The sequence below is a fragment of the Gluconobacter wancherniae NBRC 103581 genome (assembly GCF_007988885.1).
Lineage (GTDB): Bacteria > Pseudomonadota > Alphaproteobacteria > Acetobacterales > Acetobacteraceae > Gluconobacter > Gluconobacter wancherniae.
This window is the reverse complement of sequence record NZ_BJUZ01000001.1, coordinates 1,497,635-1,521,677: the sequence shown is the minus strand read 5'-3', so window position 1 is coordinate 1,521,677 and position 24,043 is coordinate 1,497,635. Positions and strand designations below refer to the sequence as shown.

19 protein-coding genes are annotated in these 24,043 nt (G+C 60.4%); 9 read left to right on the top strand and 10 right to left on the bottom strand.

Annotated elements, in window-relative coordinates; genetic code table 11:
- The first annotated feature begins 125 nt into the window (after positions 1-125).
- Positions 126-1,052, top strand: a complete 927-nt coding sequence (locus GWA01_RS07135) for a LysR substrate-binding domain-containing protein (RefSeq protein ID WP_146795326.1) — start codon at positions 126-128, stop codon at positions 1,050-1,052.
- A gap of 12 nt (positions 1,053-1,064) precedes the next feature.
- On the opposite strand, the gene GWA01_RS07130 is transcribed toward GWA01_RS07135, so the two are convergent.
- Positions 1,065-1,796, bottom strand: coding sequence for a class II aldolase/adducin family protein (locus tag GWA01_RS07130; protein ID WP_146795323.1), 732 nt, complete (start codon positions 1,794-1,796; stop codon positions 1,065-1,067).
- Positions 1,797-2,057: 261 nt separating this feature from the next.
- Between GWA01_RS07130 and GWA01_RS07125 the strand changes: the two genes are divergently transcribed.
- From GWA01_RS07125 to GWA01_RS07115, 3 genes are read left to right on the top strand one after another with little or no spacing between them, the layout of a single operon-like run.
- A complete protein-coding gene (locus GWA01_RS07125; RefSeq protein WP_146795319.1) occupies positions 2,058-3,299 on the top strand; it encodes a flavin-containing monooxygenase in 1,242 nt (413 codons plus the stop codon).
- Positions 3,300-3,314: 15 nt separating this feature from the next.
- Entirely contained in the window at positions 3,315-4,493 is a 1,179-nt protein-coding gene (gene argE / locus GWA01_RS07120; RefSeq protein WP_229315968.1) for an acetylornithine deacetylase, read from the top strand.
- A 39-nt stretch (positions 4,494-4,532) separates the two neighbouring features.
- A complete protein-coding gene (locus tag GWA01_RS07115) occupies positions 4,533-5,210 on the top strand; it encodes a DUF1028 domain-containing protein (protein WP_146795316.1) in 678 nt (225 codons plus the stop codon).
- A gap of 14 nt (positions 5,211-5,224) precedes the next feature.
- Here the strand turns inward: GWA01_RS07115 and GWA01_RS07110 are convergent, their stop codons facing one another.
- The 8 genes from GWA01_RS07110 to GWA01_RS07075 form a co-directional block, all read right to left on the bottom strand.
- Positions 5,225-6,838 (bottom strand): GMC family oxidoreductase, encoded by a 1,614-nt coding sequence (locus GWA01_RS07110; protein ID WP_146795313.1) that lies wholly within the window; start codon positions 6,836-6,838, stop codon positions 5,225-5,227.
- Positions 6,839-6,843: 5 nt separating this feature from the next.
- Complete coding sequence (locus tag GWA01_RS07105; protein WP_146795310.1) at positions 6,844-9,195, bottom strand: TonB-dependent receptor; 2,352 nt, start codon at positions 9,193-9,195, stop codon at positions 6,844-6,846.
- 71 nt (positions 9,196-9,266) lie between these two features.
- Complete coding sequence (locus GWA01_RS07100; protein ID WP_099287583.1) at positions 9,267-9,680, bottom strand: RidA family protein; 414 nt, start codon at positions 9,678-9,680, stop codon at positions 9,267-9,269.
- Between the two features lie 146 nt (positions 9,681-9,826).
- A complete protein-coding gene (locus GWA01_RS07095) occupies positions 9,827-11,218 on the bottom strand; it encodes a purine-cytosine permease family protein (RefSeq protein WP_146795306.1) in 1,392 nt (463 codons plus the stop codon).
- A 28-nt stretch (positions 11,219-11,246) separates the two neighbouring features.
- Positions 11,247-12,593 carry a hypothetical protein gene (locus GWA01_RS07090; RefSeq protein ID WP_146795304.1) on the bottom strand — a complete coding sequence of 449 codons (1,347 nt, stop codon included), beginning with the start codon at positions 12,591-12,593 and terminating at the stop codon, positions 11,247-11,249.
- Positions 12,590-13,918 carry a histidinol dehydrogenase gene (hisD, locus tag GWA01_RS07085; RefSeq protein WP_146795302.1) on the bottom strand — a complete coding sequence of 443 codons (1,329 nt, stop codon included), beginning with the start codon at positions 13,916-13,918 and terminating at the stop codon, positions 12,590-12,592. Before hisD ends, GWA01_RS07090 begins: the two co-directional genes overlap by 4 nt.
- 34 nt (positions 13,919-13,952) lie before the next feature.
- Positions 13,953-14,720, bottom strand: a complete 768-nt coding sequence (locus GWA01_RS07080; RefSeq protein WP_146795300.1) for an SDR family NAD(P)-dependent oxidoreductase — start codon at positions 14,718-14,720, stop codon at positions 13,953-13,955.
- Positions 14,714-15,739, bottom strand: a complete 1,026-nt coding sequence (locus GWA01_RS07075) for a zinc-dependent alcohol dehydrogenase (protein ID WP_146795298.1) — start codon at positions 15,737-15,739, stop codon at positions 14,714-14,716. Before GWA01_RS07075 ends, GWA01_RS07080 begins: the two co-directional genes overlap by 7 nt.
- Positions 15,740-16,001: 262 nt before the next feature.
- On the opposite strand from GWA01_RS07075, the gene GWA01_RS07070 reads away from it, so the two are divergent.
- From GWA01_RS07070 to GWA01_RS07050, 5 genes are read left to right on the top strand one after another with little or no spacing between them, the layout of a single operon-like run.
- A complete protein-coding gene (locus tag GWA01_RS07070) occupies positions 16,002-17,390 on the top strand; it encodes a purine-cytosine permease family protein (RefSeq protein ID WP_146795296.1) in 1,389 nt (462 codons plus the stop codon).
- Positions 17,387-18,994 carry an amidohydrolase gene (locus tag GWA01_RS07065; protein ID WP_146795293.1) on the top strand — a complete coding sequence of 536 codons (1,608 nt, stop codon included), beginning with the start codon at positions 17,387-17,389 and terminating at the stop codon, positions 18,992-18,994. The genes GWA01_RS07070 and GWA01_RS07065 overlap by 4 nt, the downstream gene beginning before the upstream one ends.
- Positions 18,981-20,129, top strand: coding sequence for an alpha-hydroxy acid oxidase (locus GWA01_RS07060; protein ID WP_146795291.1), 1,149 nt, complete (start codon positions 18,981-18,983; stop codon positions 20,127-20,129). Before GWA01_RS07065 ends, GWA01_RS07060 begins: the two co-directional genes overlap by 14 nt.
- Before the next feature lie 60 nt (positions 20,130-20,189).
- Positions 20,190-21,674, top strand: coding sequence for an aldehyde dehydrogenase (locus tag GWA01_RS07055; protein WP_146795289.1), 1,485 nt, complete (start codon positions 20,190-20,192; stop codon positions 21,672-21,674).
- A gap of 39 nt (positions 21,675-21,713) precedes the next feature.
- The gene (locus GWA01_RS07050; protein ID WP_146795286.1) at positions 21,714-22,655 is read left to right on the top strand and encodes a 2-hydroxyacid dehydrogenase; all 942 of its coding nucleotides are present in this window, start codon (positions 21,714-21,716) and stop codon (positions 22,653-22,655) included.
- 6 nt (positions 22,656-22,661) lie between these two features.
- Here the strand turns inward: GWA01_RS07050 and GWA01_RS07045 are convergent, their stop codons facing one another.
- Positions 22,662-24,041 (bottom strand): aminotransferase class III-fold pyridoxal phosphate-dependent enzyme, encoded by a 1,380-nt coding sequence (locus GWA01_RS07045; RefSeq protein ID WP_146795284.1) that lies wholly within the window; start codon positions 24,039-24,041, stop codon positions 22,662-22,664.
- Positions 24,042-24,043 lie beyond the last annotated feature (2 nt).

Here is a 24,043-nt window from a genome sequence, read left to right as displayed (position 1 = left end):
GATTGATCGGATTATGCTCTAGCTAGGACGCCCAAATATAGTCGAGAGTGAAATTTTTTGTATTCGTTCCAATCATAATGATATTCCGGTTATGCGTCCCGCGTCGAATGAGTTAGGCTGCCATAATGCGTTATACACTCCGGCAGTTAGAGTATTTTGTGGCGGCCGGGGAAGCCGGCTCCATCCGGCACGCGTCCGAACGCCTTTCGATTTCCCAGCCTTCCATCTCTACGGCGATTTCCCATCTCGAGCTTGAACTGAACGTCCAGCTCTTCATCCGTCACCACGCACAAGGTTTGTCCCTTACAGCCGTAGGGCAGATTTTGATGGAAGAGGCCAAGTGCGTGTTGGGGATGGCTGAAAACCTTTATTCTTTGGCTGCGGAAACAACGGATCAGGTGAGGGGAACGCTGTCGGTTGGCTCAATGGTCACGCTTGCCCCCATGATCATGCCTGAACTCGTCCACAGTTTCTGTACGCGCTACCCTGCCGCCGAAATCCGTCAGGTGGCGTCTAATCACGAATGGTTGGCCGAAAAACTCAAACAGGCCGAAATTGATATCGCCATCACGTACGATCTGCATCTTCCTCCCGGGATTGAGTTCATCCCTCTGGCCAGCCTTCCGCCCCATGTCCTTGTCAGCGAAAACCATCATCTTGCGCAGCGTTCGTGCGTGGACCTGGCCGAGCTGGCCGCCGAGCCGATGATCTTCCTCGACCTCCCTCTCAGCAGGCAGTATTTCAACGCCCTATATCACCACGAGGGCCTGCAACCCAATATCTACGCCCGCTCCGCCGAGCAGGAAGTGGTGCGGACCATGGTTGCAAATGGCTATGGCTATACGCTGGCGAATGTCCGTCCGTGCTCCGATATGGCCCTCGACGGCAAGAAGGTCGTCCGCGTGCGACTGTCAGGCGATCACCGCCCGATGGTCATTGGTATGGCAACATGGCAGGGCGTCCGTAAATCGCGCCTGCTGGATCTTTTCGTCCATCACTGCCGCTCCTCGATTTCCGACACGGCAATCCCGGGCATGAAGCCTCTGGCCTAGGACAGGCCCCGATTATTCGGCATAATCGGGCTCTTCCCGATCAAGGATGAGCTTCATTTCCTCGAAATGCCTGATGGAAAAATCTCGGATCTTTTCCCAGTCCCGTGCCGTTCTCTCCGCCACGTCGTCCGACAGGACGGAAAGCTCACGGCCCGTGGAATAGGCAGTTACAAGGATCTGGCACGCGCGTTCGATTGTGTACATGTCGTCGAACGCTTCTCCAACCGTCTCCGCAACGATCAGCACGCCGTGATTGCCCATCATCAGCCGCGTTCTGTCTTTCAGAAGAGATGCCAAGCGCGCGCCTTCCGCCTCGCTGTCTGCCATGCCTCCATATTGGGTGTCCACGGCAACCCGGTTAAAATAGCGGGCCGTGTTTTGGTCAATTGGTAAAATTGTAGGATCACGCAGTGTAGAGATTGTCGTGCTGTAGATCGGATGCAGATGCATCGCGACCTGCGCCGCCGGATTCAGACGATGCAATTGTCCGTGAATCGCCCACGCAGTCGGGTCCAGATCGCAGGCAGCCAGACTGTTGGCATTGTTCGTATCGACCAAAACCAGATCGCTCGCCCGGATACGCGAAAAATGCCGCCATTTCGGATTGATCAGAAAGTGCGACCCATCTGGCGAAACCGACATACTGAAATGGTTTGCGACAGCCTCATGCATTCCAAGCCGGGCTGCAAGACGGAAGGCGGCGGCAAGATCAATCCGTGCTTTTTTCTCGTCATGTGCGGTCATGAAGGCGATCCCTGAGCAAGATGGTCTGAAATATCGGTCTTCCCGATGTTCTAAAGAGTCGTCGATGGACGGCAAAGACGGATTTATCAAATGCATCCCCCCGTTTTTCCGATGCAGCACGCGGGAAAACTCTTAGGAAAAGACTAAGCAACGATAATTAATTCGATTGTTTCTCGAGGCATATCGTTTCCATACAACAACGGAGAGGTCTTCCTGAGTTGTGGAAGAATTCTTCTGTCAGTCCAGTAGGAAATGTCCAGCATGACAACGGAAAACGTCGATACCCTCATCATTGGCGCGGGCCAGGCCGGCGTGGCGATGAGCGAACACCTGGGCAAAAGAGGGGTGCCGCATCTCGCTGTGGAGCGCGGAAACATTGCTCAGAGATGGCGTGCCGAACGCTGGGATTCCCTTGTCGCTAACGGTCCCGCCTGGCACGACCGTTTTCCGAACCGGACATTCGACAAAACAGCGCCCGACGGCTTCGTCCCCCGTGCCCAGATTGTCGACTATTTCGAATCCTACGCCACCCAGATCAACATGCCCATTCGCTGCGGCGTCGAAATACGGCACCTTCGCAAAGCTGCAGACGGCATCGGATTTGAAGCTCAAACGGCAGACGGCATCATCAGGGCACAGAACGTCGTCGTCGCAACTGGACCGTTCCAGAAGCCGTCCTTTCCCGATATCATCCCTGCAGAGTTCGACGTGCACCAGATGCACTCGAACAGTTATAAAAACCCTCAGCAGATTGCCGATGGCGGCGTTCTGGTTATCGGGGCAGGGTCGTCCGGCGCACAGATCGCGGACGAACTGCGCGCTTCCGGTCGGGACGTCTGGCTGTCCGTCGGCCCGCATGATCGTCCGCCCCGTCGTTACCGTGGCCGCGATTTCGTCTGGTGGCTCGGCGTGCTGGGATTGTGGGATATGAAAGTCCCCAGCCCCGATACGGAACACGTCACCATCGCCGTCAGCGGTGCTCATGGCGGCCATACCGTCGATTTCCGTGACCTCGCCGCCAGCGGCATGACTTTGCTGGGCCGGACCGAGAGCTTCGAGAATGGCTGCCTGCATTTCGCTCAGGATCTCCGGAAAAATATCGAAGGCGGTGATGCCAACTACCTGTCGATGCTCGACGCTGCAGATGCCTATGTCACGGCAAACGGTTTGGATCTCCCCGAAGAGCCCGAAGCCCGTAACATCGGCGCCCTCCCGGCTTGCGCTACAGACCCGGCCTTGAGCCTCGACCTGAAAGCAGCCGGGATTAAAACCGTTATCTGGGCCACCGGCTATAAATTCGATTTCAGCTGGATCGACATCGACGTTCTCGATGCTCGCGGCGCCCCCCGTCACGACCGTGGCGTCTCCGTTGTACCGGGCCTCTATTTCCTGGGGCTGGCCTGGCTGTCACGGCGCGCTTCTCCCTTTATCTGGGGCGTCTGGCACGATGCGGACTATCTTGGAGAGCATATTGCAGACCGCCGTCTGGCTATGGCAGGCTGACGGCGGACGCGCCCGGTGTCCGTTTCCGAAATCGAGAGCATTCTCTCGTCGCTCGTCGGTTTTCCCAGCGTCTGCGGGCTGCCGAACGGAGAGATCATAGACTGGATCGAGGCGCATCTTCTGGCCTCCGGGGCGCAGGTGCGCTGCATCCCCGGAGACGCCACCAATGGGGGCCCGGGTCGCTACAGCCTGTTCGCCACGATTGGCACGAAGGCTGCAGGTGGCATCGTCTTGTCCGCCCATGCGGACGTGGTCCCCGTCACCGGCCAGAATTGGTCGTCGGACCCGTTCGTCCTCACACGGCGCAAAGACCGGCTGTATGGCCGGGGCAGCAGCGACATGAAGGGCTTTCTGGCCTGCATGCTGAACCTTGCCCGCAAGGCTAGCGCGGACGATGCGCCGCCGCTCAAACGCCCGCTTTACCTCGCTATTTCCCATGACGAAGAACTCGGTTGCCTCGGGGTTCGCTCACTGATCGAAGGCATCCGCGAAGACGGCGAATTCGCCGATCTGGGTGCGCTCGGCTGCATCGTAGGCGAGCCTACGGGCATGCAGGTTGCCGTCGCCCATAAAGGGAAAATCGCGTTCGAAATCATCTGCCACGGACAGCCTGCTCATTCTGCAAACCCGTTCCTCGGCAAAAGCGCCATCACCCTTGCAGGCGATATGGTCGCGGCGCTCTCGCGGTTGCAGGACCATATCCGTCAGACCGAACAGCATGACGCACGCTTTGGCGTTCCGTTCTCCACCGTGCAGGCAGGCCTGATTTCGGGTGGAGCCGCCCTGAACATCGTCCCGGACCTTTGCACGATCACAGCTGAACTGCGCCTTCTGCCCGGCTATGAAGGCGCGCCCTATCTGGCTTGGCTGGAAGACGCCGCCCGTCAGGCCACGAAAAAACTCGGCGGCGGCGAGATCGAACTGCGGATCACGAATGCCTATCCCGGCCTGAATGCCACTGCCTCGAGCGACATCTGCTCCATCGCCCTACACGAAGCCGGACAGAATCAGGTTGGCGTCATTGATTTCGGCACTGAAGCGGGGCTTCTGGAGGAACAACTCGGACTAGACTGCATCGTCTGCGGTCCCGGTTCCATCGCGCGCGCGCATAAGGCCGACGAATACATTACCCTGCCCGAACTGGCCGATGCAGAACGCTTCCTTGACGGGGTACTCGACCATCTCAGACGATGAGCGGCCCAGACGCCGCGCGATTCATGAAAGACACTGCCCATGACCTTTTCCATTGTGGCCCGATGTGAACGGACCGGCCAGTTCGGGATGGCTGTTTCGTCGTCTTCTCCCGCCGTTGCCAGCCGCTGCGCCTTCGCTAGAGCAGGCGTCGGCGTTGTCGCCACCCAGAACATCACCGATCCCCGCCTCGGCCCCGCGGGGCTGGATCTGCTGGAGCGAGGTGCAACCGCAGCGGAATGCCGGGACATTCTGGTCCGCGGCAATGCATTTGCGGCATTCCGGCAGCTCGTCGTCCTCGATCGCACCGGCGGCACCGCACTCTGGGCCGGAGAGCAGGTTCTGGGCTGCCATGCAGAGATTGCCGGAACCAATGTCGCCGCCGCAGGCAACATGCTGGCCAGCGTGGACGTTCCGGCTCTCATGAAGGACGCCTTCAACGCCTCCAGTTCGTCTCTGGACCTGGCCGAACGGCTGATCCTCGCAATGGAAGCGGGTCTCGCAGCAGGCGGGGAGGCCGGTCCGGTCCATTCCGCCGGGCTGATCGTCGTGGAAGAACAGAGCTGGCCGCTGGTGGACCTGCGTGTGGACTGGAGCAACGCTCCGCTCACCGATCTGCGGAGCCTGTGGACACTCTGGCAGCCTCAGATGCGCGACTACGTCACACGCGGCCTCAACCCGCTCTCAGCACCTTCGTACGGTGTGCCGGGGGACCGTTAAGGTCCCCGTTTTTCTCAAGCGGCATCTTGCAGCATCATCCGCGCCGCCTTCGCCCCGATCATCATGCTCGGGGCGCTGGTGTTGCCGCTGATGAGCGTCGGCATGATCGACGCATCCGCCACCCGCAGCCCCGAAATACCGCGCACCGTCAGACGCGGAGTTACAACCGCATCGTCATCTACGCCCATGCGACATGTACCGGCAGGATGAAAGACCGTGGCGGCACTCCGCCGCAGATACTCCAGGATCTGGGCGTTGTCCGCCACGTCCTCGCCGGGTGCGACTTCCGTGCCACGGGTTCCGTCAAAGGCGCCCTGAGCCAGAATGTGCCGTGCCGCACGGATGCCTTCACACAAAACGTTCAGATCGTGCGGATCTGATGCGAAACTGAAATCAATGACCGGCTGGTTTGAGCCATCCGTCGCCAGCCGGATGCTGCCCCGGCTTTTGGGGCGCAGAACGCAGGTATGGATCGCAATCCCATGCCCCCATTCAAACAGCCGCCCACGCGGACTGCGATAACCGGGCACGAAATGAAACTGGATATCGGGCACGCCATCGCGGGCGAGGGACGTGCGTGCAAATCCTCCGGCCTCGACATAATTCGTGGTCAACCACCCCTTGCGCCCGAATAGGAACCTGAACGGAGACATCAGCACGGACGGCAGCGACCGGCCGGAAAATCCCAGCGTCCGATGATCGTTCGAGCGCACCGTGACCAGCCCGTCCAGATGGTCCTGAAGGTTCTGGCCCACGCCCGGCAGGTGATGCACCGGCGAAATCCCCGCCGCGATCAGATCCGCGCTGAGCCCGATCCCGGACGCCATCAGGATCTGTGGAGAGCCGATCGCCCCCGCACACAGAACGATTTCCCGCTCCGCTCGCAGCAGCCGGGTCGTGCCGTCCTGAACGACCACGACGCCCCGCGCTATCCGGTCCTCGATCACCAGATTGCGCACCTGAACGCCTGACAACAGGCTGAAATTCGGCCGCTTTAGAATCGGATGAACGAATGCCCGGTACGCACTCAGTCGACAGCCGTTGCGCTGTGTCACATCATACAGGCCCACGCCTTCCAACGTTGGACCGTTGAAATCGGCATTCTCTGGCAACCCCGCGCTGACACCGGCCTGAATGAAACGTCGCGACAGCGGATTGACGTCGCGCGGCGTCGTGACATCCAATTCGCCTTTGAAGCCGTGATACGCCGGATCAAGCTGCCGGTGACAGTGTTCGAGGTTTCGGAACTCGGGCAGAACGTCGTCCCATCCCCAACCTGTACAGCCCAGAGTCTGCCAGTGATCGTAATCCGTGCGGTCGCCCCGGATATAGATCATGCTGTTGAGCGTGGTGGACCCGCCCAGCGCCTTGCCGCGCGGCACATGAATGCGCCGCCCCGCCAGATTTTCCTGCGGCGTGGAGTGGAACTGATAGGCGAAGCGCTGGCTTTTGTAGAGCGTTATCGTTCCAGCCGGAATGCGAATTCTCGGCGTATGGTCGCTACCTCCCGCCTCGACGAGACAGACGCTGAAACGCCCATCCGCGCTGAGGCGGTTGGCAAGCACGCACCCCGCAGAACCAGCGCCCACGACGATGAAATCGAAAGACCGGGAGAGATCGTTCTGCATGATCTTCAGAACCCCGTTGAAACGGTCGCAAGACAGGCGAAAGACGGCGCCACATAATAGCTGGATGTTCCTGCAACCGGCCCCGTGCTGTAAACGCCCGACAGGTAGTGGCTGTCGCCCAGATTGACGATGTTCAGGCGGATACTCGGCTTCTTGAAAAATCCGATGTCATGTGTACGGGCGCCCAGCATCATGTCCACCTGCTTGTGGCCCGGAATGCGCTCGTCGTTCATGAACGTGCCGTATTCCTTGTCGACATATTTCATGGATACGCTGCCGAAGAACGTGCCGTCATCGTATTGAACGCCAATCGCCGCCATCCAGCGCGGGGCGGACGTCGCGATCTTGCCCTTTGTGGCATAGGTCACACCGCCCATTGTGATGTTGTTGTCGTTGGTCGCATAAAGATATTCCGCCGACACATACGGAGAGAAGTGATGCCAGGGCGTAAAGCCCAGTTCCGCATCTACACCCCGCGACGTCATCCCGCCCGCATCGAGGAAGTACGGAACGGCGTTGATGTACTGGTTGATGGCATGGTGAACGAAGTTGTAGTTGAACAGCGTCACCGATCCCATGACCCAGTTGTTGTGATACCGCGCGCCCAGTTCTTCGGCGATGCTGTATTCGTCCTTCAGATGCGTGTTCGCCGTCTGGTAAAGGCTCGCATCATATGGGCTGTTATACTGATTATAGAATGCAGATCCCATCGGTACGCGGAAGCTCGTCGTCGCATTGGCGAAAAGTTGGATGTTGTCATTCACCTTGTAGCTGATCGACATGCGCGGCAGCGGCTCGGCCGAGTTGTAGCCGACGGCATACTGCGGACCGGGCTGCTGGAGCGTCCCGTTACGCGCGGTCATGACTTCCTTGAACCCGACATTGATATGCAGCCGGTCATTGAGCAGCCGCACTTCGTCCCCGACATACAGCCCGACCATCTGCGTGATCGTATGATATCGCCAGCCATTCAGAACGGTTCCGTCCGTCAGCTTGAGCAGCGAGTTTGAAACATTTCCCGCTGCGTCCAGCCCGGAGAACGGCTCACTCACATTCATGTCGCTGTAACCGTACCACGCACCCGCCACCAGATGATTGATGCCGGAATCGTAATGCAAGGCCGCATTCAGCCCAGTATAGTTCTCGCGCCCATACCAGTCCCATTTCGCGGCGACATTGCCATCCTGGGAATAGGTGTTACCCGCAAGCTGGCCATTGATCGGCTGCGTGCCGTCATAATAGGTGCCGCTCGTCGGGATCGTATAGATGCCCAGCGGATAATTGCCCGACCCGTGATAGAAATACGGCGTGATATCCAGCGAAAGCTTGTGGGTCAGCGCCAGATGGGACTGGCTGCTCAGGAAATAATCCGTCCAGTTCGTCTGGAACCCTTTGTAATAGTTGGAATCGCCAAACTTGTAGGTGCCGTCCAGATTGATCCCGCCGCCAAGCCCGCTTTTATTCCAGGCTGCCAGCGAAGGCGTGCTGTACCAGGCTGTGTTCTCGTTGTTGTACGTGAAAGACAGGGACGTATAGCTCTCCGGCGCCCAGTCCTTGATCGCCTTGAAATCCATATGCCGGCGCAGGTTCCGTCCCGGCCCACGCCACGCCCGACTGGTCAGGTTTGAAAAAGACGCAAACGCCCGCAGCCCCGTATGCCCGATCTCCCCGGTATCATATCGAAGGAACTGGCGGTTCATCTGATGCGACCCATAACTCACATCCACCTGCCCCGAACGCGTATATTCCGGATTGCGGATCCGCACGTTCATCGTACCACCCGCAGAATAAACGGTCGGAATTTCAATATCCGGCGCGCCCTGCTGGAGTTGGACACTCTCCATGTTTTCGCTGTCTACCCATTCCGACGAGTTCGGGGTGTAATTGTCTGGGTCGTTCATCGGCGCACCTTCGAAGATGTAGCCGATTTCCTGCTGGTTGAGGCCGCGGACGCTGACGGAGGACTGGTCGGTGACGCCGAAGGGGTCTCCCATGGCAACGTTGGCGCCCGGGGAGAGGGTGACGAGGGCCAGAGTATTAGAGGCCGGGGATTGTTTGGCGATGAATTCGTGCGACACGGTGCTGACGGAGCGGGCCGCGGTTTCGCGTTTGATCAGGCCGCCGCCGGGTCTGTGGCGGCTGACGGAGACGTTGATCGTTTCTCCGGGGCCGGTGTTGTCCACGGCGGTGCGTTTGGGGCGTGCCGGGGCTGACGTTGCAGCATGGGGCTGAGTGCTATAGGTGGGTGCGTGATGTTTGCCCGGGGCCGCAAAGGCTGTTTTCGTGCCTCCTCCCAGAAGGAGAATTGTCGAGGAGAGAAGCAAACAATGGCGTGAAAACAGGGATTTCGTCTGCATGGCGGTACCTCGGCATGAATGGCCCGTGCGGCGCGGGATGTGCGTTAAGGAGGAGGGCTTCGGGCGTGTGATCAGCCGGGAATGACGGCGATGACGTCCACTTCGATCAGCCATTCAGGGCGGGCGAGGGCGACGACGACCAGTCCCGTGAAAATAGGAAAGACCCCTTTGAGGTGCTGTCCGAGGACGCGGTAAGTGGCTTCACGGTAGCGGATGTCGGTGAGGTAGACCGTGACCTTGCAGATGTGGGAGAGGTCGGAGCCAGATTCTTTGAGAAGAAGGGCGATGTTTTCCATGACCTTGTGGGCCTGTCCGACCGGATCGCCGACGCAGACGTTTTCACGCGTGTCGAGATCCTGCGGGACCTGTCCGCGGACATAGACGGTATTTCCTGCGACGACGGCCTGACAGAGATCGTTGTCGAGGTTCTGTTCGGGGTAGGTGTCCTTCGTATTGAAGGGGCGGATTCGGGTGTGAACGGGCATGGAACTGTTTCCTCAAACTCTTCGCGCCTGATGCGAGTTTGGTGCGATAGAGGAATGGTCGCAATTCGGTGCGATGAGTTAAAGAACGGATGTATGGGGAAGCGCTTAGGAAAAACTGAAGAAGGCTTCCGCAGGTCGCCAGATTGTCAGTTCCGGTTGCGGGACAGGGCCAGATAAAGGGCGCCGGGAACGAAAATTCCGATGATCCACGAAATGTCGATACCGCCAAGGGCGCGGGCGAGCGGGCCGGTATAGAGGCCGTTTGACAGGAACGGAATCTGGACGATGACGCCGATGGCGTAGCACAGCAGGGCCGGGCGGTTGGCGCGGCCGTAGACGCCGCCGTCGTGTCGGAACAGGGAAGGAATATCGTAGGCCCCGTGCCGGACTAAATAATAATCGACGAGGTTGATCGCCGTCCACGGAGACAGGACGGCGAGGAGCAGCGCGATGACGTTGTCGAGGATTTCCAGCACGTTTCCGGTCAGATTGATCGTGATGACGGCGCAGCATAGGCACAATGTGAGCGCGGCCAAGGCGCGGGAGCGGCTGGTCGGGGTCCAGTGGGGGCGGAATGTCTGGAGGAAGGTCAGCGACGAGAGGGCGGCGCAGTAGATCTGCATGGTGCAGCTCACCAGCGTCGAGACCATGATGACTGCGAACAGGGCCATGGGCAGCAGCGGGGACCAAGGCCTGACGGCGTCGTACATGGTTCCGGAAAAGCCGGTACTGCCGAGATAAGAGCCGATGAAGGTCGGGAAAGAGGTGCCGATGACGCTGCCCGTCAGGCAGACGAGAAACGCCGTGCGCTCTCCGGTCGCGGAGGGGAGATAGCGGGTGTAATCGGAAACATAGGGGGCATAGGCGATCTGCCACAGGACGCCGAGCGACAGGGCCGTCAGGAAGTCGTGGGGTGTGGGGGACTGCCAGAACTGCTGGGCGAGATGGCCGCCGGATGCGGACATGTAGGCGAAGGCCAGCAGGACGAACGTAATGGCGGCGACGGGAATGAAGCCGGAGATGAAGCGTTCGATCACGTCATGACCGATCGCGCAGAGGGCGCCGATGACGAGGACGGAAATCCAGATGGGAAGCTGGCTGACGGAGGGGCCGAAGACCTGCACGATCTGTTCGCGGCTGATGGCGAAAAACGTCGAGGTGAAGCCGACATACATCAGGATGATGATGGCAATGATCAGCAGACTGCCGGTGGAGCCGAACTGACCGCGGGTCTGCTGCATCTGCGGGATGCCGAGATGGGGGCCCTGTGCGGCATGGAGGGCCATGAAGACTCCGCCCAGCAGGTTTCCCGAGAGAATGGCGAGGAGGGACCAGCCGAGGGAGAGGTGGCAGATGGTCGGGTACAACAGGCCTGTCATGACGGCCATGATGTTCTGGTTGGCGCCGATCCAGACCATCAGCAGCGACCAGGCGTTGCCGTGGCGGCGGTCTTCGGGGATGGGAAAGATCGTTTCGTTTTCAACGGCGAAGGCCGATGTTGCGGTTTCCTGAACGGTCTTGTTGGGGGACGGGTTCATGAAGGCAGGATCTTTCCCGTTTTTTGGCTCAGAGATCGTTCCACTCTGGCATTGTATTGGATGGGTCGATAGCCCCCAGAAAACGCGAGATCACGTCCGCGCTTTCGGGTTCTGCCCCGCACATCAGGGCGATGGCCAGACCGGTCAGGGACGAGGCAGGTGTGTGACGGCTTTTGGGGTTTTCGTCCGAACGGGCGCAGAGATCCATGACGAGAGTAGGGCAGCAGAACAGGCCGGAGCGGAGGGTTTCGCGCCAGTTGTCGGGGAGTGCATCACGCTGCGCCAGACCTGCGAGCAGGGGGCGCCACAGGAGGCGGGCCTTGTCCTGAAGGAAGGCCCGTCGCAGGGGTGGGAGCGACCAGTTTGTCGTGACGAACGCCGTTCCGTTGCTGATCCGGATTTCGGGGCGGGTTTTCAGCTCTGCGGAATGATAGAGCCAGTCAGCATGGGCGAAAATGTTGTGAAACGTGGTCTTGATTTCGGCCAGTAGCGCCGGGATGTGGCGTCCGGCGAAAGCGGGGTCGAACAGGGTGAGGCTGGTGGTGTCGGGGTTGAACCAGACATTTGCGTTATGGGCGTCTCCGTGAGCCACCACGCCGCCGCTTTGGGCCAGTGCCTCGGGCGACAAGTTTTTCAGCGTGTTGTAAAAGCAGTCTTTCAGGGTGCGGTCGTAGCGGATGCCGTCGATCACCCAGTGCAGTTCGAGAAGCTCGTGGCCGGTCAGGGTTGCGTCCGGAAATGTGAAAGTCCGTTCGGGGGCGAAGAATTTCGTTGCGCGGCTGCCGAGCGTGCCGGGCGGTTGATCCGGGGTGGTGAGGCGATGGTGAAAGAGCTGATGGATGGGTTCGTCCGCGCTCTGTTGGCCGGTGATCGGGTGCCATGAGCGCAGGTAGAGCGTGGCGCTCAGCGCATCCAGGTCCTGCTGGGCGTGTCTGAGGGCCGGGGCATCCGCGCCGGGCAGAGGCGTGTCACCGTCAGCGGCGCGGGCGGCATCGGCGAGTTTCGGGATGGTTTTGAGCGGGTAGAGCAGGATCTGCCGTCCGACGCGGCGGCAGACATGGGTAGGCATATCGACCGGAAATCCGGCTTCGAGCAGGATTTCGCCCCTGTAGAATTCCTGAAGGACGGAGTCTTCGTTTTCTTCATGGTGAAATTTGAAGAAAAAGCGTTCTCCGGTGTCACGGGTCATGAACCCGTTGACGGAGTTCAGGCTGTAATCGTCTGCGCCGAGTGTGACGTCCGTGATGTGGAAGCCGAATTCTTCCGCGATCATGCGCGACAGGAGATCCGCAGCGACAGCGGGGTTTCCGCTTCGGGCCGCGGCGAGGATACCTGCCGCGTTGACAGGCGTATTGCTGGCCGCTTCGGGGCTCATCGGGGTTGGATCTTCGGCATGGGGCGGGCCGAGGAGACGGCGCGGGCATGGCCTGAGAAGTTTTCGTAGAGGGCGAAACGTTCCGCATGGCGTGCGGCTTCGGGGTACGCTGCGGGCGAGACGCGTGCGAAGGACATGCGCTTCATGAAGTCATGGACCGAGAGCGGGGAGTGTGTGCGGGCGGCGCGGTTCGTGGGGAGTACGGCGTTCGGGCCGAGAACGTAATTGCACAATGTGACGGGCGAGGCCGTGCCGAGGAGGACTTCGCCTGCATTGCGGATGCGGCCGAGATCCGCCATCGGATCGAATGTCAGGATTTCGAGATGTTCAGGTGCGTAGGCGTTTGTGAAATCGACGGCGGCGCTGAAGTCTTTGGTCAGGATCACGCCGCCATGGGCGCCCCCCAGAACGGCGCGGGAGAAATCGGCGCGTTTGGGGTCCATTTCGGCCCAGTGTGCGGGCAGGGCGGCAATGACGCCTTCGGCCACGCGACGGCTGCTGGTGACGAGCCAGGCGGAGGAATCCGGGCCATGTTCGGACTCGATGATGAGGTCCAGCGCGGCCAGAACCGGATCGACGCTGTCATCGGTCAGGATGATGCTCTCGCTGGGTCCTGCGGGGATGCCGGGGTCGATCCGGTCGGACAGCAGGCGCTTGGCTGCGACAACATACGGGCTGCCGGGGCCGACGATTTTGGCGCAGGCGGGCACGGTTTCTGTACCGAAGGCCACGGCTGCGACGGCTTGTGCGCCGCCGCACTTATAGACTTCCTCGACCCCGATGAGGCGGGCGGCCACGAGAGTTCCGGCGTCGACGGTGCCGTCCTGGGAGGGGGGTGTAACAATGATCAGGCGCGGGACGCCAGCCACTTTTCCGGGGATGGTCGTCATGTTGACGACGCTGGGAAAGCTGCCTTTGCCGCGTGGGACGTAACAGGCCACGGAGTCGATGGGGATGTTGCGATCTCCGGCCCAGATGCCGGGCTGGACCTCGATCATCCAGCTTTCTTCCGGCTTCTGCGCGTCGTGAAAGCGGCGGATGTTTTCGATGCCGTATTTGATGGATTCGAGAACATCGGGCTCGATGCTGGCGAAGGCGGCGTCGAACTCTTCCGGCGTGGCCCGGATGCTCATTTCGGGGGCGGTCACACCGTCGAAAGCTTGTGCGAAATGACGAAGGGCGGCGTCGCCTTCGGTGCGGACGCGCTCGATGATTGGTTTGACGCGCTCGAAGAACACCGACAGGTCGCTCTCTGTGCGTTGCAGCAGGGCTTCGGGGATTGTTTCGGTCTGGGTCAGATCATGGAAGGTGATGTTATCAGACATCGGGTCTCTCTTTCGGGTCGGAAGGGTGGAAGAATCAGAGCGCGGCGAGTGTTCCGCCGTCCACGTACAGGACCTGTCCGGTGATGTAGGCAGAGGCTGTGGAGCAGAGGAATTGCAGGGGCCCTGCGAGGTCGTCAGGCAGTCCGAAGCGTGCGAGGGGGATGCCCGCCAGCATCTTTTCGCGCCATGCGTCGTTGCGGAAGAACGTGTCGGTCATGTCCGTATGGAAGTAGCCGGGCGCCAGGGCGTTGATGCGGATGCCCCGAGGCGCCCATTCGACGGCGAGGCTGCGTGTCAGGCCGAGGATGCCGGATTTGGAGGCGCTGTAGGGGACGGCCTTTGCGACGCCCGCTGCCGAGGTGAGGGAGGCGAGGTTGATGATGCTGCCTCCGTCCGGCATCAGGCGGGCGGCCTGCTGGGCCACGAAGAACGGACCTTTCAGATTGGTGTCCAGAAGGCGGTTCCACAGAGCTTCGTCCACGTCGTCGCAGGCACGGAGGGTTTCGTCACCGGCATTGTTGACGAGGATGTCGAGCGTTCGGGTTTCGCTGGCGATCCGGGAGAAGGCCGTGCGGATTGTGTCGAGCTTGCTGACATCCATGACGAGCGGATGGAGATTCAGACCGTTGGAAATGGCTTCGGAGCAGGCTGTCTCGAGAGTGTCGGCGTTGCGTCCGGAAATCCAGACGTCCGCGCCGCAGCGGGCGAGGTGGAGGGCCATGGCTTTCCCCAGCCCGCGTCCGCCGCCGGTGATGAGAGCCGTTTTGCCTGCCAGCGAGAAGAGGGTGGAGATCTCTACCATGTTCCGTCCGTGCCGTTGGGGGCGATTAGGGTTTTCAGGCGGTTTTCCGCGCCTGAGAGCAGATGGGTATAGAGGGCTGGCAGATCGGTGAGGGCTGCGGCCGGAGTGATCAGGCGGTCGAGAAACGGAACGAGGCCGGGGAGACGCTGGATGGCCTCGGGCATTTCGTCTGCGAAGGCGCTGACGCCCCGGATGTCGAGTTCCCGCTCCACGATCAGGTTGAGATCGATTCGGGGCGTGTGATGGAAAATGCCGGCCAGCACGAGCCTGCCGCCCGTAGCGAGGCGCTGGCAGGCCATTTCGACAACGGTGGCGGCGCCGGTGGCGTCGAGAATAAAAGCGGGGCCTTCCGGGCCGAACAGGGTGTTCCAGTCTTCTGCGTCCGGGGGAAGGGGAAGTGTGCCGATGGTTTCGGCAAGGAGTGTCTGGCGTCCGATGTTGCGTTCAAACAGATGGACGTCATGGCCCTGCTGCCGAAGCAGTAGGGCGGCCAGCCCTCCGATTGTGCCGCCGCCGCAGATGATGACCGGAGAACCGGGGGGGGGTGCGAGGCGGTTGACAGCGTGGAGGGAGACGGAGAGGGGTTCGATAAGTGCGCCGTATTTCAGGTGGAGTGTCTCGGGGAACGGCAGGACCTGAGTGGCTGGGAGGATCACCTCCTGTGCGAAGCCGCCGTCGCAGCTTTCTCCGACGAAGCTGAGGTTTCGGCACAGGTTTTTTCGGCCCGACTTGCAGGACTGGCAGGTTCCGCAACTGACCCTTGAATCCGCGATGACGGGTGTGCCGACTGTCAGTGAACCGCAGTTGCCGCTGGTCTGGGTGATGGTTCCGGAAAACTCGTGGCCCGGCGTGACGGGGCAGCGGGAAAGCCATTGGCCGGTCTGGAAATTGTGCAGGTCGGACCCGCAAATTCCTGCCGCTTCGACCCGGATGCGGACACAGCCGTCCGGCAGGTCCTGCGATATCGGGACAGGGAGAACCTGAATGTCTCCGATGCCTGAAAAACGGGCAGCAAGCACGAAATTCTTCCTTTCCCACCAGACTGAAGTCGGGCCTCATCTTTCTTTTCGGTATAGATATAATGAAGTCGGAATGAAAAGACCGATCCGAGGGATCCGCGCGTAGCTTTTTCCGGGGTAAGGCTTCAGGAAATATGCATCAGAAACACATTACTAATCCGGAAAAATGTGTGTTTTATAATGATCTGATATTGCAATAAAACGTGGCGATATCAGCATCTTTCCGTATGGCGGATTGACTGGCAGAAGGACGGAGAGTGGCATGATGGAGACCATTGGCACACTGGAAGCAGAGACGATTTACCCCATTTCTTCGGATCGTCGTCATGGGAGTGCCCGAGACCTGTTTACGGTCTGGTTCGGGCCGAACCTCATGATGCTGACGGTCGTGACCGGGGCGTTGGCGACGACGGTTTTCGGGCTGTCTCTGGTCCCTGCGCTCCTGGCGCTTCTGGCGGGCAATCTGGTGGGTGGCGTTTTTATGGCGCTGCATGCGGCTCAGGGGCCTCGGCTGGGTGTGCCGCAGATGATCCAGACGCGGGGGCAGTTCGGACTGTTCGGGGCTGTTCCAGTGACGGCGGTGATCGTGCTGATGTATGTTGGGTTTGCGGCCTCAAATCTTGTTCTGGGAGCGGAGGGGCTTCAGTCCTGTTTTCCGGGGATGGGGCGGTTTCCGGCCATTCTGATCATCCAGATCCTGTCCATTGTTCCTGCTATTCTCGGATATCATGTGATCCATGTTGCGGCGCGTATTCTAACGCTGATGTGCGGGGCGGCCGTGCTGGTCTGTCTGTGGCAGATCATGGGCGTGCACCCGGCAGTGCATGACGTGGCGGTGCCGTCATGGAGCGGGACAGGTATTTTGCGCACCCTGTCGCTAGCGGCTTTATGGCAGATTGCGTATGCGCCTTATGTTTCGGATTCGTCGCGATATCTTCCGGCCGGGCCGAAAAGTGAAAAATATGCGTTCGTGGCATGTTTCTCAGGGTCCGTTTCGGGGTCGATGCTGGCCATGGGGCTGGGGGCCGCGATCGGGATCGTGGCAGGTGGGGCGCATGTCATTCAGGCGCTTACGGCGATCCTGGGCGTAACCGCAGTGCCGGTTCTATTGGCGCTGTCCATCGGTATCGCGGTGGCGAATGCCATGAATGTCTATTGCGGGGCGCTCTCGACGCTGACCGTGGCGCAGACGTTCACGCCGGACCGTCATTACGGAAAAGGCGCGCGGCTTATGGTGACGGTGGGGCTGCTGTCTTTGGCTTTTGGTATGGCCACGCTTATGGCCGATCAGTTCATGACGGCTTACAGCGAGTTTCTGGAGCTTCTGATGTCAGTCATGATCCCGTGGACGGCGATTAACCTGACAGATTACTACATTCTCCATCATGGAGATTATGATGTGGCCTCTTTCTTTAAGAAAGACGGCGGGATTTACGGATATTACAACATGCCAGCCTTGATCTGTTACGGGATCGGGATTGCGGTTCAAATTCCGTTTCTGGCGACCAATCTTTATACAGGAAGCATGGCCAGAATGCTGGGAGGCGTGGATGTTTCCTGGGTGGTGAGCCTCATTCTGACGCCGATGATCTATATCGTTGCGGAGCGAACGTTCCGGCGGAAAGTTCTGCCTGCGGGAGAGCGGGCATGACGCTTTTGTACAATGCGCGGATTGTACTTCGGGGCCATGAGCGGTTTGAAGGCGCGGTTCTTCTGCGCGATGGGCGGATTGCGGCGATTGGTGAGCGTCAGACGTTGCTCGACGGCTGCGGGGCGGATGTGGAGCAGGTGGATCTGGGGGGCGCGTGTGTTCTTCCGGGGTTTGTGGACAGCCATCTTCATCTGTTGATGGGGGCGGAATATCTGTCGAATATCGGCCTGCGGGACGCCAGAACGATGGCGGAAGTCGTGGGGCGGGTGGAGGCGTTCGCCGCCGCGCATCCGGAGCGGGAATGGCTTGTGGGGCTGGAATGGAGCTACGGCTATCCGGATCTGCCGCCGGAAGGTTTTGACCGTACGATGCTCGATGCGGTGGTGCCGGACCGGCCAGTTTTTCTGAGGTCCGGCATGGCGCATGCGGCCTGGGCCAACAGCAGGGCGCTCGAACTTGCGGGCATTGATGCGTCAACGCCGGATCCGGAGGGCGGGGAAATCGTGCGCCGTCCGGATGGGTCTCCGACGGGGTGGCTCAAGGAAGAGGCGGGCAAGCTGGTCGGGGCGCATGTGGTGCCCATGGATGAGGCGCTGGTTCGGGACGGGCTTGAGCGCGTTCTGGAGGAAATGGCGCGTTGCGGGATCACGCGGGTTGAGAGCGCGGCCTATGACGAAGGGCTGTTTCCGACGCTTGCGGAGATGGAAGCCTCCGGCGCGCTGACCTGTCGGGTCGGGGTCATGGTCGAGATGCCGCCGCCGGAGCTTTCGGAAAAGCGGCTGGCCGAGATCGGGGAGCTGCGTCGGCGGTATCATTCGCCGATGCTGAGTCTGGACGGGGTGAAGTTCTTTCTGGATGGCGTTTTGGAATCGCACACGGCCAGCATGCCGCAGGGTTATGCGGACCGGCCGGACGAGACGGGAACGCTGGTCTGGAAGCCTGAGGCCTATCACTCCGCTGTGCGGCGTGTGTCCGAGGCGGGGTTTCAGATCTGGACGCATGCGATCGGCAGTGGGGCGATCCGGCTTGCGCTGGATGCCTATGCGCAGGTTTCCGAAGCGACGCGCTCTCTGCGACATCGCGTCGAGCATGTGGAAATTCCGTTTGCCGGGGATATTCCTCGGTTTAAAGAGTTGGGTGCGGTTGCCTGTCTTCAGCCTGTGATGGTTGCGCCGTCCGATGAATGGATGGGGATGGACGGGGTGTGGGCGCAGCGGGTGCGCGAGAGCGAGCAGGAGCGGGCGTTTCCGAACCGGTCGCTTCTGGATGCGGGCAGTGTCGTGGCGTTCGGGACGGACTGGCCGATCGTGTCGCTGTTGCCGCTTCGGGGGATCGGCAAGGCCGTGACCCGCCAGAGCCTTGCGGGAGGGGTTGCCTTTGTTCCGCAGCAGGCCATCACTGTTAACGAGGCCCTGTATGCCTATACGGCGGCGGGGGCTTTTGCCTGTCATCGCGAGGGGCAGGAAGGCAGCATCGAGGTCGGGAAACTGGCGGATCTGGTGGTTCTGGATGCCGACCCGGCTGATGTGCCGCCCGAGCGGATTTCGGAAATTTCGGTTCTGATGACCGTTCTTGGGGGGCGGGTCGTTTATGACGCGCGTTGATGACGGTGTCTTTTCCGGTGCTGCGGCGTCCGCGCGGCGGCGTCTTCCCCGGCTGTTTGCGGATTATGTCGATGGGGGCGCGCATGGGGAATGGACCATGGTGCGGAACCGCGAGGCTTTCCGCGAATGGGGGATCGTGCCGCGGGGGCTGAAGAACGTCGAGACCGTAGATGCGGGTGTGCGCTGTTTCGGGCAGGAGTGGGCAGCGCCGTTCATGCTCGCGCCGGTCGGTTTTGCGGGGATGCTGCATCCGGACCGCGAAGTGGGCGCCGCGCGTGCTGCGCTGCGCTGCGGGGTGGGGATGGCCGTTTCCACCTTTTCCATTGATCCAATGGAAAAGGTTGCGAAAGTGGGGGGGGCGCCGCTTGCGCAGATCTATGTTTTCCGGGACCGGGGTCTGACGCGGGACATGCTGGCCCGTGCGGCGCAATGCGGCATAGACGGCATTATCGTGACGATTGATACGGCTATTACGCCGGTGCGGGAGCGGGATGTGCGGAATGGATTCCGCCATCTTTCGCGGCCCACGCTGATTCAGATGGCGGGGATGATGGCCCATCCGCGCTGGTGTCTGGGCATGGCGGGGCGTGGGACGCCGACGATCGGAAATCTGGCCGCCTATACCTCGGCGCACGGCATCATGGGGCAGGCCAAGGATATGGCCGCGCAGATTGATCCCACGCTCGACAGGGTCGGGCTTGAATGGCTCCGGAGCGAATGGAAGGGGCGGCTTGTTGTGAAGGGCGTCATGCACCCTGAAGATGCAAGGAACGTCATTGCGGCAGGTGCGGATGGTGTGATCGTCTCCAATCATGGTGGACGGCAGATGGATCCCTCTCCGGCGACGCTGGACGTTCTGCCGCAGATTGTGGATGCCGTTGAGGGCCGGGGTGATATCGTTCTCGACAGCGGTATTCGCCGGGGCGGGGACGTCGTGACGGCTTTGGCGCTGGGGGCGACGGCCGTTTCCATCGGGCGTCCGTGGGCCTGGGCGCTGGCCGCGGGCGGCGAGACCTCCGTGGAGAAAGCCATCCGTGCGCTGTCTCAGGAAGTGGTGGATATTCTGGGGCTGGCCGGTCTTGAAGACATTGCCGCCCTGCGCCGGCGCGGGCCGCAGGCTCTGTGGAAATTATAGTCCGACATGTTCGGGCCTCAGGGTCCGCAGGATGTCTGAAGACGGAAGAGAGCAGACCGGATGACGAAAAATACCGAGTTTTATACGAAGCGTGCTGCCGAACTGTCGTTGCGTAACGATTGCTGGGTTGACGGGCGGTTTGTTCCGGCTCTTTCGGGGCAGCGGTTCGAGACCGTCAATCCGGCGACGGGCGCTGTTTTGGCGCAGGTGGCGCGGGGCGACGCCGGGGATATCGACCGGGCCGTTGTCAGCGGGCGGGCCGCCTTTGGAAGTGGGGTCTGGTCCGGTCTGACACCGACGGAGCGCAAAGCCGTTCTGCTGCGCTGGGCACAGCTTGTGCGGGACAATCTCGAAGAACTGGCTCTTCTAGACACGCTGGATGTAGGAAAGCCGATTTCCGATACACTCACGATTGATGTGCCGGGTGCTGCGGCCATTCTGCAATGGCATGCTGAGGCCATCGACAAGCTGTATGACGAGATTGCCCCGACAGGCGGGCGGGATCTTGCGATGGTGCGCCGGGTGCCGCTTGGGGTTGTGGGGGTGGTGGTGCCGTGGAATTTTCCGCTGGATCTTGCGATCTGGAAAATTGCACCGGCTTTGGCCGTGGGCAACTCGGTTGTTCTCAAGCCTGCCGAACAGTCTCCGCTGTCCGCGCTGCGTCTGGCGGAGCTTGGGTCTGAGGCTGGTCTGCCAGCGGGTGTGCTGAACGTCGTGACGGGGTTCGGGCATGAGGCCGGGCGCGCTCTGGGGCTGCATCCGGATGTGGACTGTCTGGCTTTTACCGGTTCGACGGAGATCGGAAAGCTCTTTCAGGGCTATGCCGGTGAGAGCAACATGAAGCAGGTCTGGCCGGAGACGGGCGGGAAGAGCCCATGTCTGGTGTTTCCCGATGCCGATCTGGAGGCAGCGGCTGACAAGGCAGCATGGGGGATTTTCTTCAATCAGGGGCAGGTCTGTTCGGCGAATTCGCGCCTGCTGGTGCATGAATCGATTGCCCAGGACATGATCGGGCGGTTGAAGGCCAGAGCCGAGGCTCTTGTGCCCGGTAATCCGCTGGACCCGTCCACGCGGCTGGGTCCGATGGCGACAGTGGAACATGCGGACCGTGTTGCCGGGTTCATTGAAGCCGGACGTCAGAGCGGCACGCTTGTGACGGGAGGCGGGCAACTGAGCCATGGGGCATCGCGGGCCTATATCCAGCCAACGATTTTTGCGGATGTTGCGTCGGACGCCGTAATCGTACGGGAGGAAATTTTCGGGCCGGTTCTGGTTATTCAGACCTTCCGTGATGAGGATGAGGCGGTGGCTCTGGCCAACGATACGCCTTACGGTCTGGCCGCGTCCGTCTGGACCCGGGACATCACGCGGGCTTTGAGCGTTTCGGACAGGCTGAATGCGGGAACGGTGTCGATCAATACCGTTGATGCTCTGTCTCCGATGACGCCGTTCGGGGGCATGAAGCAGTCCGGCTTCGGACGTGACCTCTCGCTTCATAGTTTCGATAAATATTCTGCTCTGAAAACGGTTTGGATCAAGTACTGAACCGTTCGGGCGCGTATTGGGGTTTTGCGGAGCAATCTGATGGTAATGCTTGCAATCAGTGCAGAAGGGCCGGGCGTCTGGGAGAACTGGCGGACTGCTTTCCGTGAGGTGGCGCCCGGTATCCGGACGGTGTCGTGGTTTGATCCGGCGTTTGATCCGTCCAAAGCCGATTATGCGCTGGTCTGGGATCCGGCTCCTGGAGAAATGGCGAAAATGCAGCATATGCGCGCCATTTTCTGTAGTGGGGCGGGAGTGAACCACCTGCTGGGTCGGAAAGATTTTCCGAAGGATGTCATGCTGGTCCGCATGGGCGGAGACCAGACGGCGGTTCTGATGGCGGATTATGTGCTGTGGGCGATCGTTTCGCTGCTGCGCGATGCGCGGACCTGGGCGTTGCAGCAGGAGAAGAAAATCTGGCGTCGCAATCTTGAATACCGCACGAGTGCGGAGACCACGATCGGGATTCTGGGATATGGCAATCTGGGATCGGCTGTGGCGCAGCGCCTGTCAAAAGCCGGGTTTCAGGTTTCGGCCTGGTGTCGCCGGGTGCGGCCAATTGAGAATATTCCGCTGTATTTCGGAGAGGACGGCAAGGTCGATTTTCTGGGAAAGACAGATATTCTGGTCAATCTTTTGCCCAGTACGCTGCAGACGCGCGGTCTGATTGATGCGGAGTTTCTGTCCCATCTGAAGCCGGGGGGTAGTCTGATCAATGTGGGGCGTGGCGAGCAGGTGGTGGTGGAAGACCTGATTTCGGCGCTCGACAGCGGGCGGATGTTGGGGGCTGTGCTGGATGTTTTTGCACAGGAACCATTGCCGCAGGACGCTGTTTTCTGGGAGCATCCGAAAGTTTTCGTGACCCCCCATGTCGCGGCGGAGGCGTCCTGCAAAATGCAGGCGGCTTATGTCGCCGGGGCTATCGGCGAGATCGAGGCGGGGAAGACCCCCGCCCTGACCTATCACCCTGACTGGGGATATTAAGAACGTTTAGCGGAAGTTTTTTGGAAGTTCGTGCATGACCTCCGTGATGCTTTCGCGGAGGATATCTCCAATTCTTGCAATCTGCTCTTCCGATAGGATCAGCGGAGGGGACAGGATCAGGATATGCCCAAGCGGGCGGGCGACAAGGCCTTTTTCCTGAGCTTTGCGTGCAACCAGCATCCCGATATTGAGCTTTGCGTCGAATAGGGCTTTGCTGTGTCTGTCCTTGACGAATTCGATACCCATCATGAAGTGGCTGCCTCGGACTTCGCCGACGATCTCGATGTCCTGTAGTGTGCGCAGCGTATTTTCAAATATTTTGCCGGTAACACGCACGCGTTCCGGAATCTGCTCGGCTTCCATCAGGGCGATATTCGCCAGACCGGCAGCGGCGGCAGCCGGATGCCCGGCATAGGTCATGCCGTGGGTGAAGACGCCGTCCGGGCCAGACACCACGTCGTAGATTTCGTCGGTCATGATCGTGGCGGCGAGGGGCTGATAGCCGGAGGTGACGCCTTTTGCGATGGTGATCATGTCCGGCTGGGTGTCGAAAACCGCTTCGGACGCGAAGAAATGTCCGAGACGTCCGAACGCCGTGACGACTTCATCGGCTACAAACTTGATATCGTATTCCCGACAGACGTCCTGAACGCGTCGGTGGTATTCTTTGGGCGGAACAATGACGCCTCCAGCCCCCATGATGGGTTCGCCAATGAAACAGGCGATGTTCTGGGGGCCGAGGCGTTCGATTTCATGGCGCAGGTCGGCGATGAGCAGATCCGTGAAGTCTGCTTCCGTCATCCCGTCGCCTTCGCGCCAGTAATGCGGTTTTTTCAGGTGATGGACGATCCCTTCGGCCTTTGACCAGCCTTTGGAATAGGCGGGAGTGGTCATGGCGATGGAGAGATAGGTCGAGCCGTGATAGGCGCCGTGGCGGCTCAGGACGAGTTTCTTTTCGGGTTTGCCCAGACGCTCGTAATAATGATGCAGGATGCGGACGGCGCCGTCATTGGCGTCCGATCCCGAGGTGGAAAAATGGACCCGGTTCAGCTTGCCGGGGGCCAACTCCGCCAGTTTTTTGGCCAGTGCGGCGGCTGTGGGGTGGGTGAAGGTGTAGAAGGTGGAATAGAAATCCAACGTTGAGAGCTGGCTGGAAATGGCGTCAATGATTTCGGGGCGTCCGTGACCCACATTGACGCACCACAAACCGCCAATACCGTCGATCAGTTCCTGACCGTTGCTGTCGCGGACCATGGCGCCTTTTGCCGCAACTATTGCAGTGCGGGCATGGGGTTTTTTCAGGCCGTCGAGGTCGGCCCAGGATTGGACGAGATGGGTATCTGCCGCGAGAATGTCTTCGGTGGTGTGGGGCAGTACAGGCGGCATGT

Excerpts from the sequence above, each read along its gene's own strand:
- GWA01_RS07060 (WP_146795291.1), top strand. The coding sequence starts at position 18,981 with ATGACGCGCGTTGATGACGGTGTCTTTTCCGGTGCTGCGGCGTCCGCG.
- GWA01_RS07065 (WP_146795293.1), top strand. The coding sequence starts at position 17,387 with ATGACGCTTTTGTACAATGCGCGGATTGTACTTCGGGGCCATGAGCGG.
- GWA01_RS07095 (WP_146795306.1), bottom strand. The coding sequence starts at position 11,218 with ATGAACCCGTCCCCCAACAAGACCGTTCAGGAAACCGCAACATCGGCC.
- GWA01_RS07105 (WP_146795310.1), bottom strand. The coding sequence starts at position 9,195 with ATGCAGACGAAATCCCTGTTTTCACGCCATTGTTTGCTTCTCTCCTCG.
- GWA01_RS07070 (WP_146795296.1), top strand. The coding sequence starts at position 16,002 with ATGATGGAGACCATTGGCACACTGGAAGCAGAGACGATTTACCCCATT.
- GWA01_RS07090 (WP_146795304.1), bottom strand. The coding sequence starts at position 12,593 with ATGAGCCCCGAAGCGGCCAGCAATACGCCTGTCAACGCGGCAGGTATC.
- GWA01_RS07135 (WP_146795326.1), top strand. The coding sequence starts at position 126 with ATGCGTTATACACTCCGGCAGTTAGAGTATTTTGTGGCGGCCGGGGAA.
- GWA01_RS07045 (WP_146795284.1), bottom strand. The coding sequence starts at position 24,041 with ATGCCGCCTGTACTGCCCCACACCACCGAAGACATTCTCGCGGCAGAT.
- GWA01_RS07100 (WP_099287583.1), bottom strand. The coding sequence starts at position 9,680 with ATGCCCGTTCACACCCGAATCCGCCCCTTCAATACGAAGGACACCTAC.
- GWA01_RS07080 (WP_146795300.1), bottom strand. The coding sequence starts at position 14,720 with ATGGTAGAGATCTCCACCCTCTTCTCGCTGGCAGGCAAAACGGCTCTC.
- GWA01_RS07050 (WP_146795286.1), top strand. The coding sequence starts at position 21,714 with ATGGTAATGCTTGCAATCAGTGCAGAAGGGCCGGGCGTCTGGGAGAAC.
- GWA01_RS07055 (WP_146795289.1), top strand. The coding sequence starts at position 20,190 with ATGACGAAAAATACCGAGTTTTATACGAAGCGTGCTGCCGAACTGTCG.
- GWA01_RS07115 (WP_146795316.1), top strand. The coding sequence starts at position 4,533 with ATGACCTTTTCCATTGTGGCCCGATGTGAACGGACCGGCCAGTTCGGG.
- GWA01_RS07130 (WP_146795323.1), bottom strand. The coding sequence starts at position 1,796 with ATGACCGCACATGACGAGAAAAAAGCACGGATTGATCTTGCCGCCGCC.
- hisD (WP_146795302.1), bottom strand. The coding sequence starts at position 13,918 with ATGTCTGATAACATCACCTTCCATGATCTGACCCAGACCGAAACAATC.
- GWA01_RS07110 (WP_146795313.1), bottom strand. The coding sequence starts at position 6,838 with ATGCAGAACGATCTCTCCCGGTCTTTCGATTTCATCGTCGTGGGCGCT.
- GWA01_RS07125 (WP_146795319.1), top strand. The coding sequence starts at position 2,058 with ATGACAACGGAAAACGTCGATACCCTCATCATTGGCGCGGGCCAGGCC.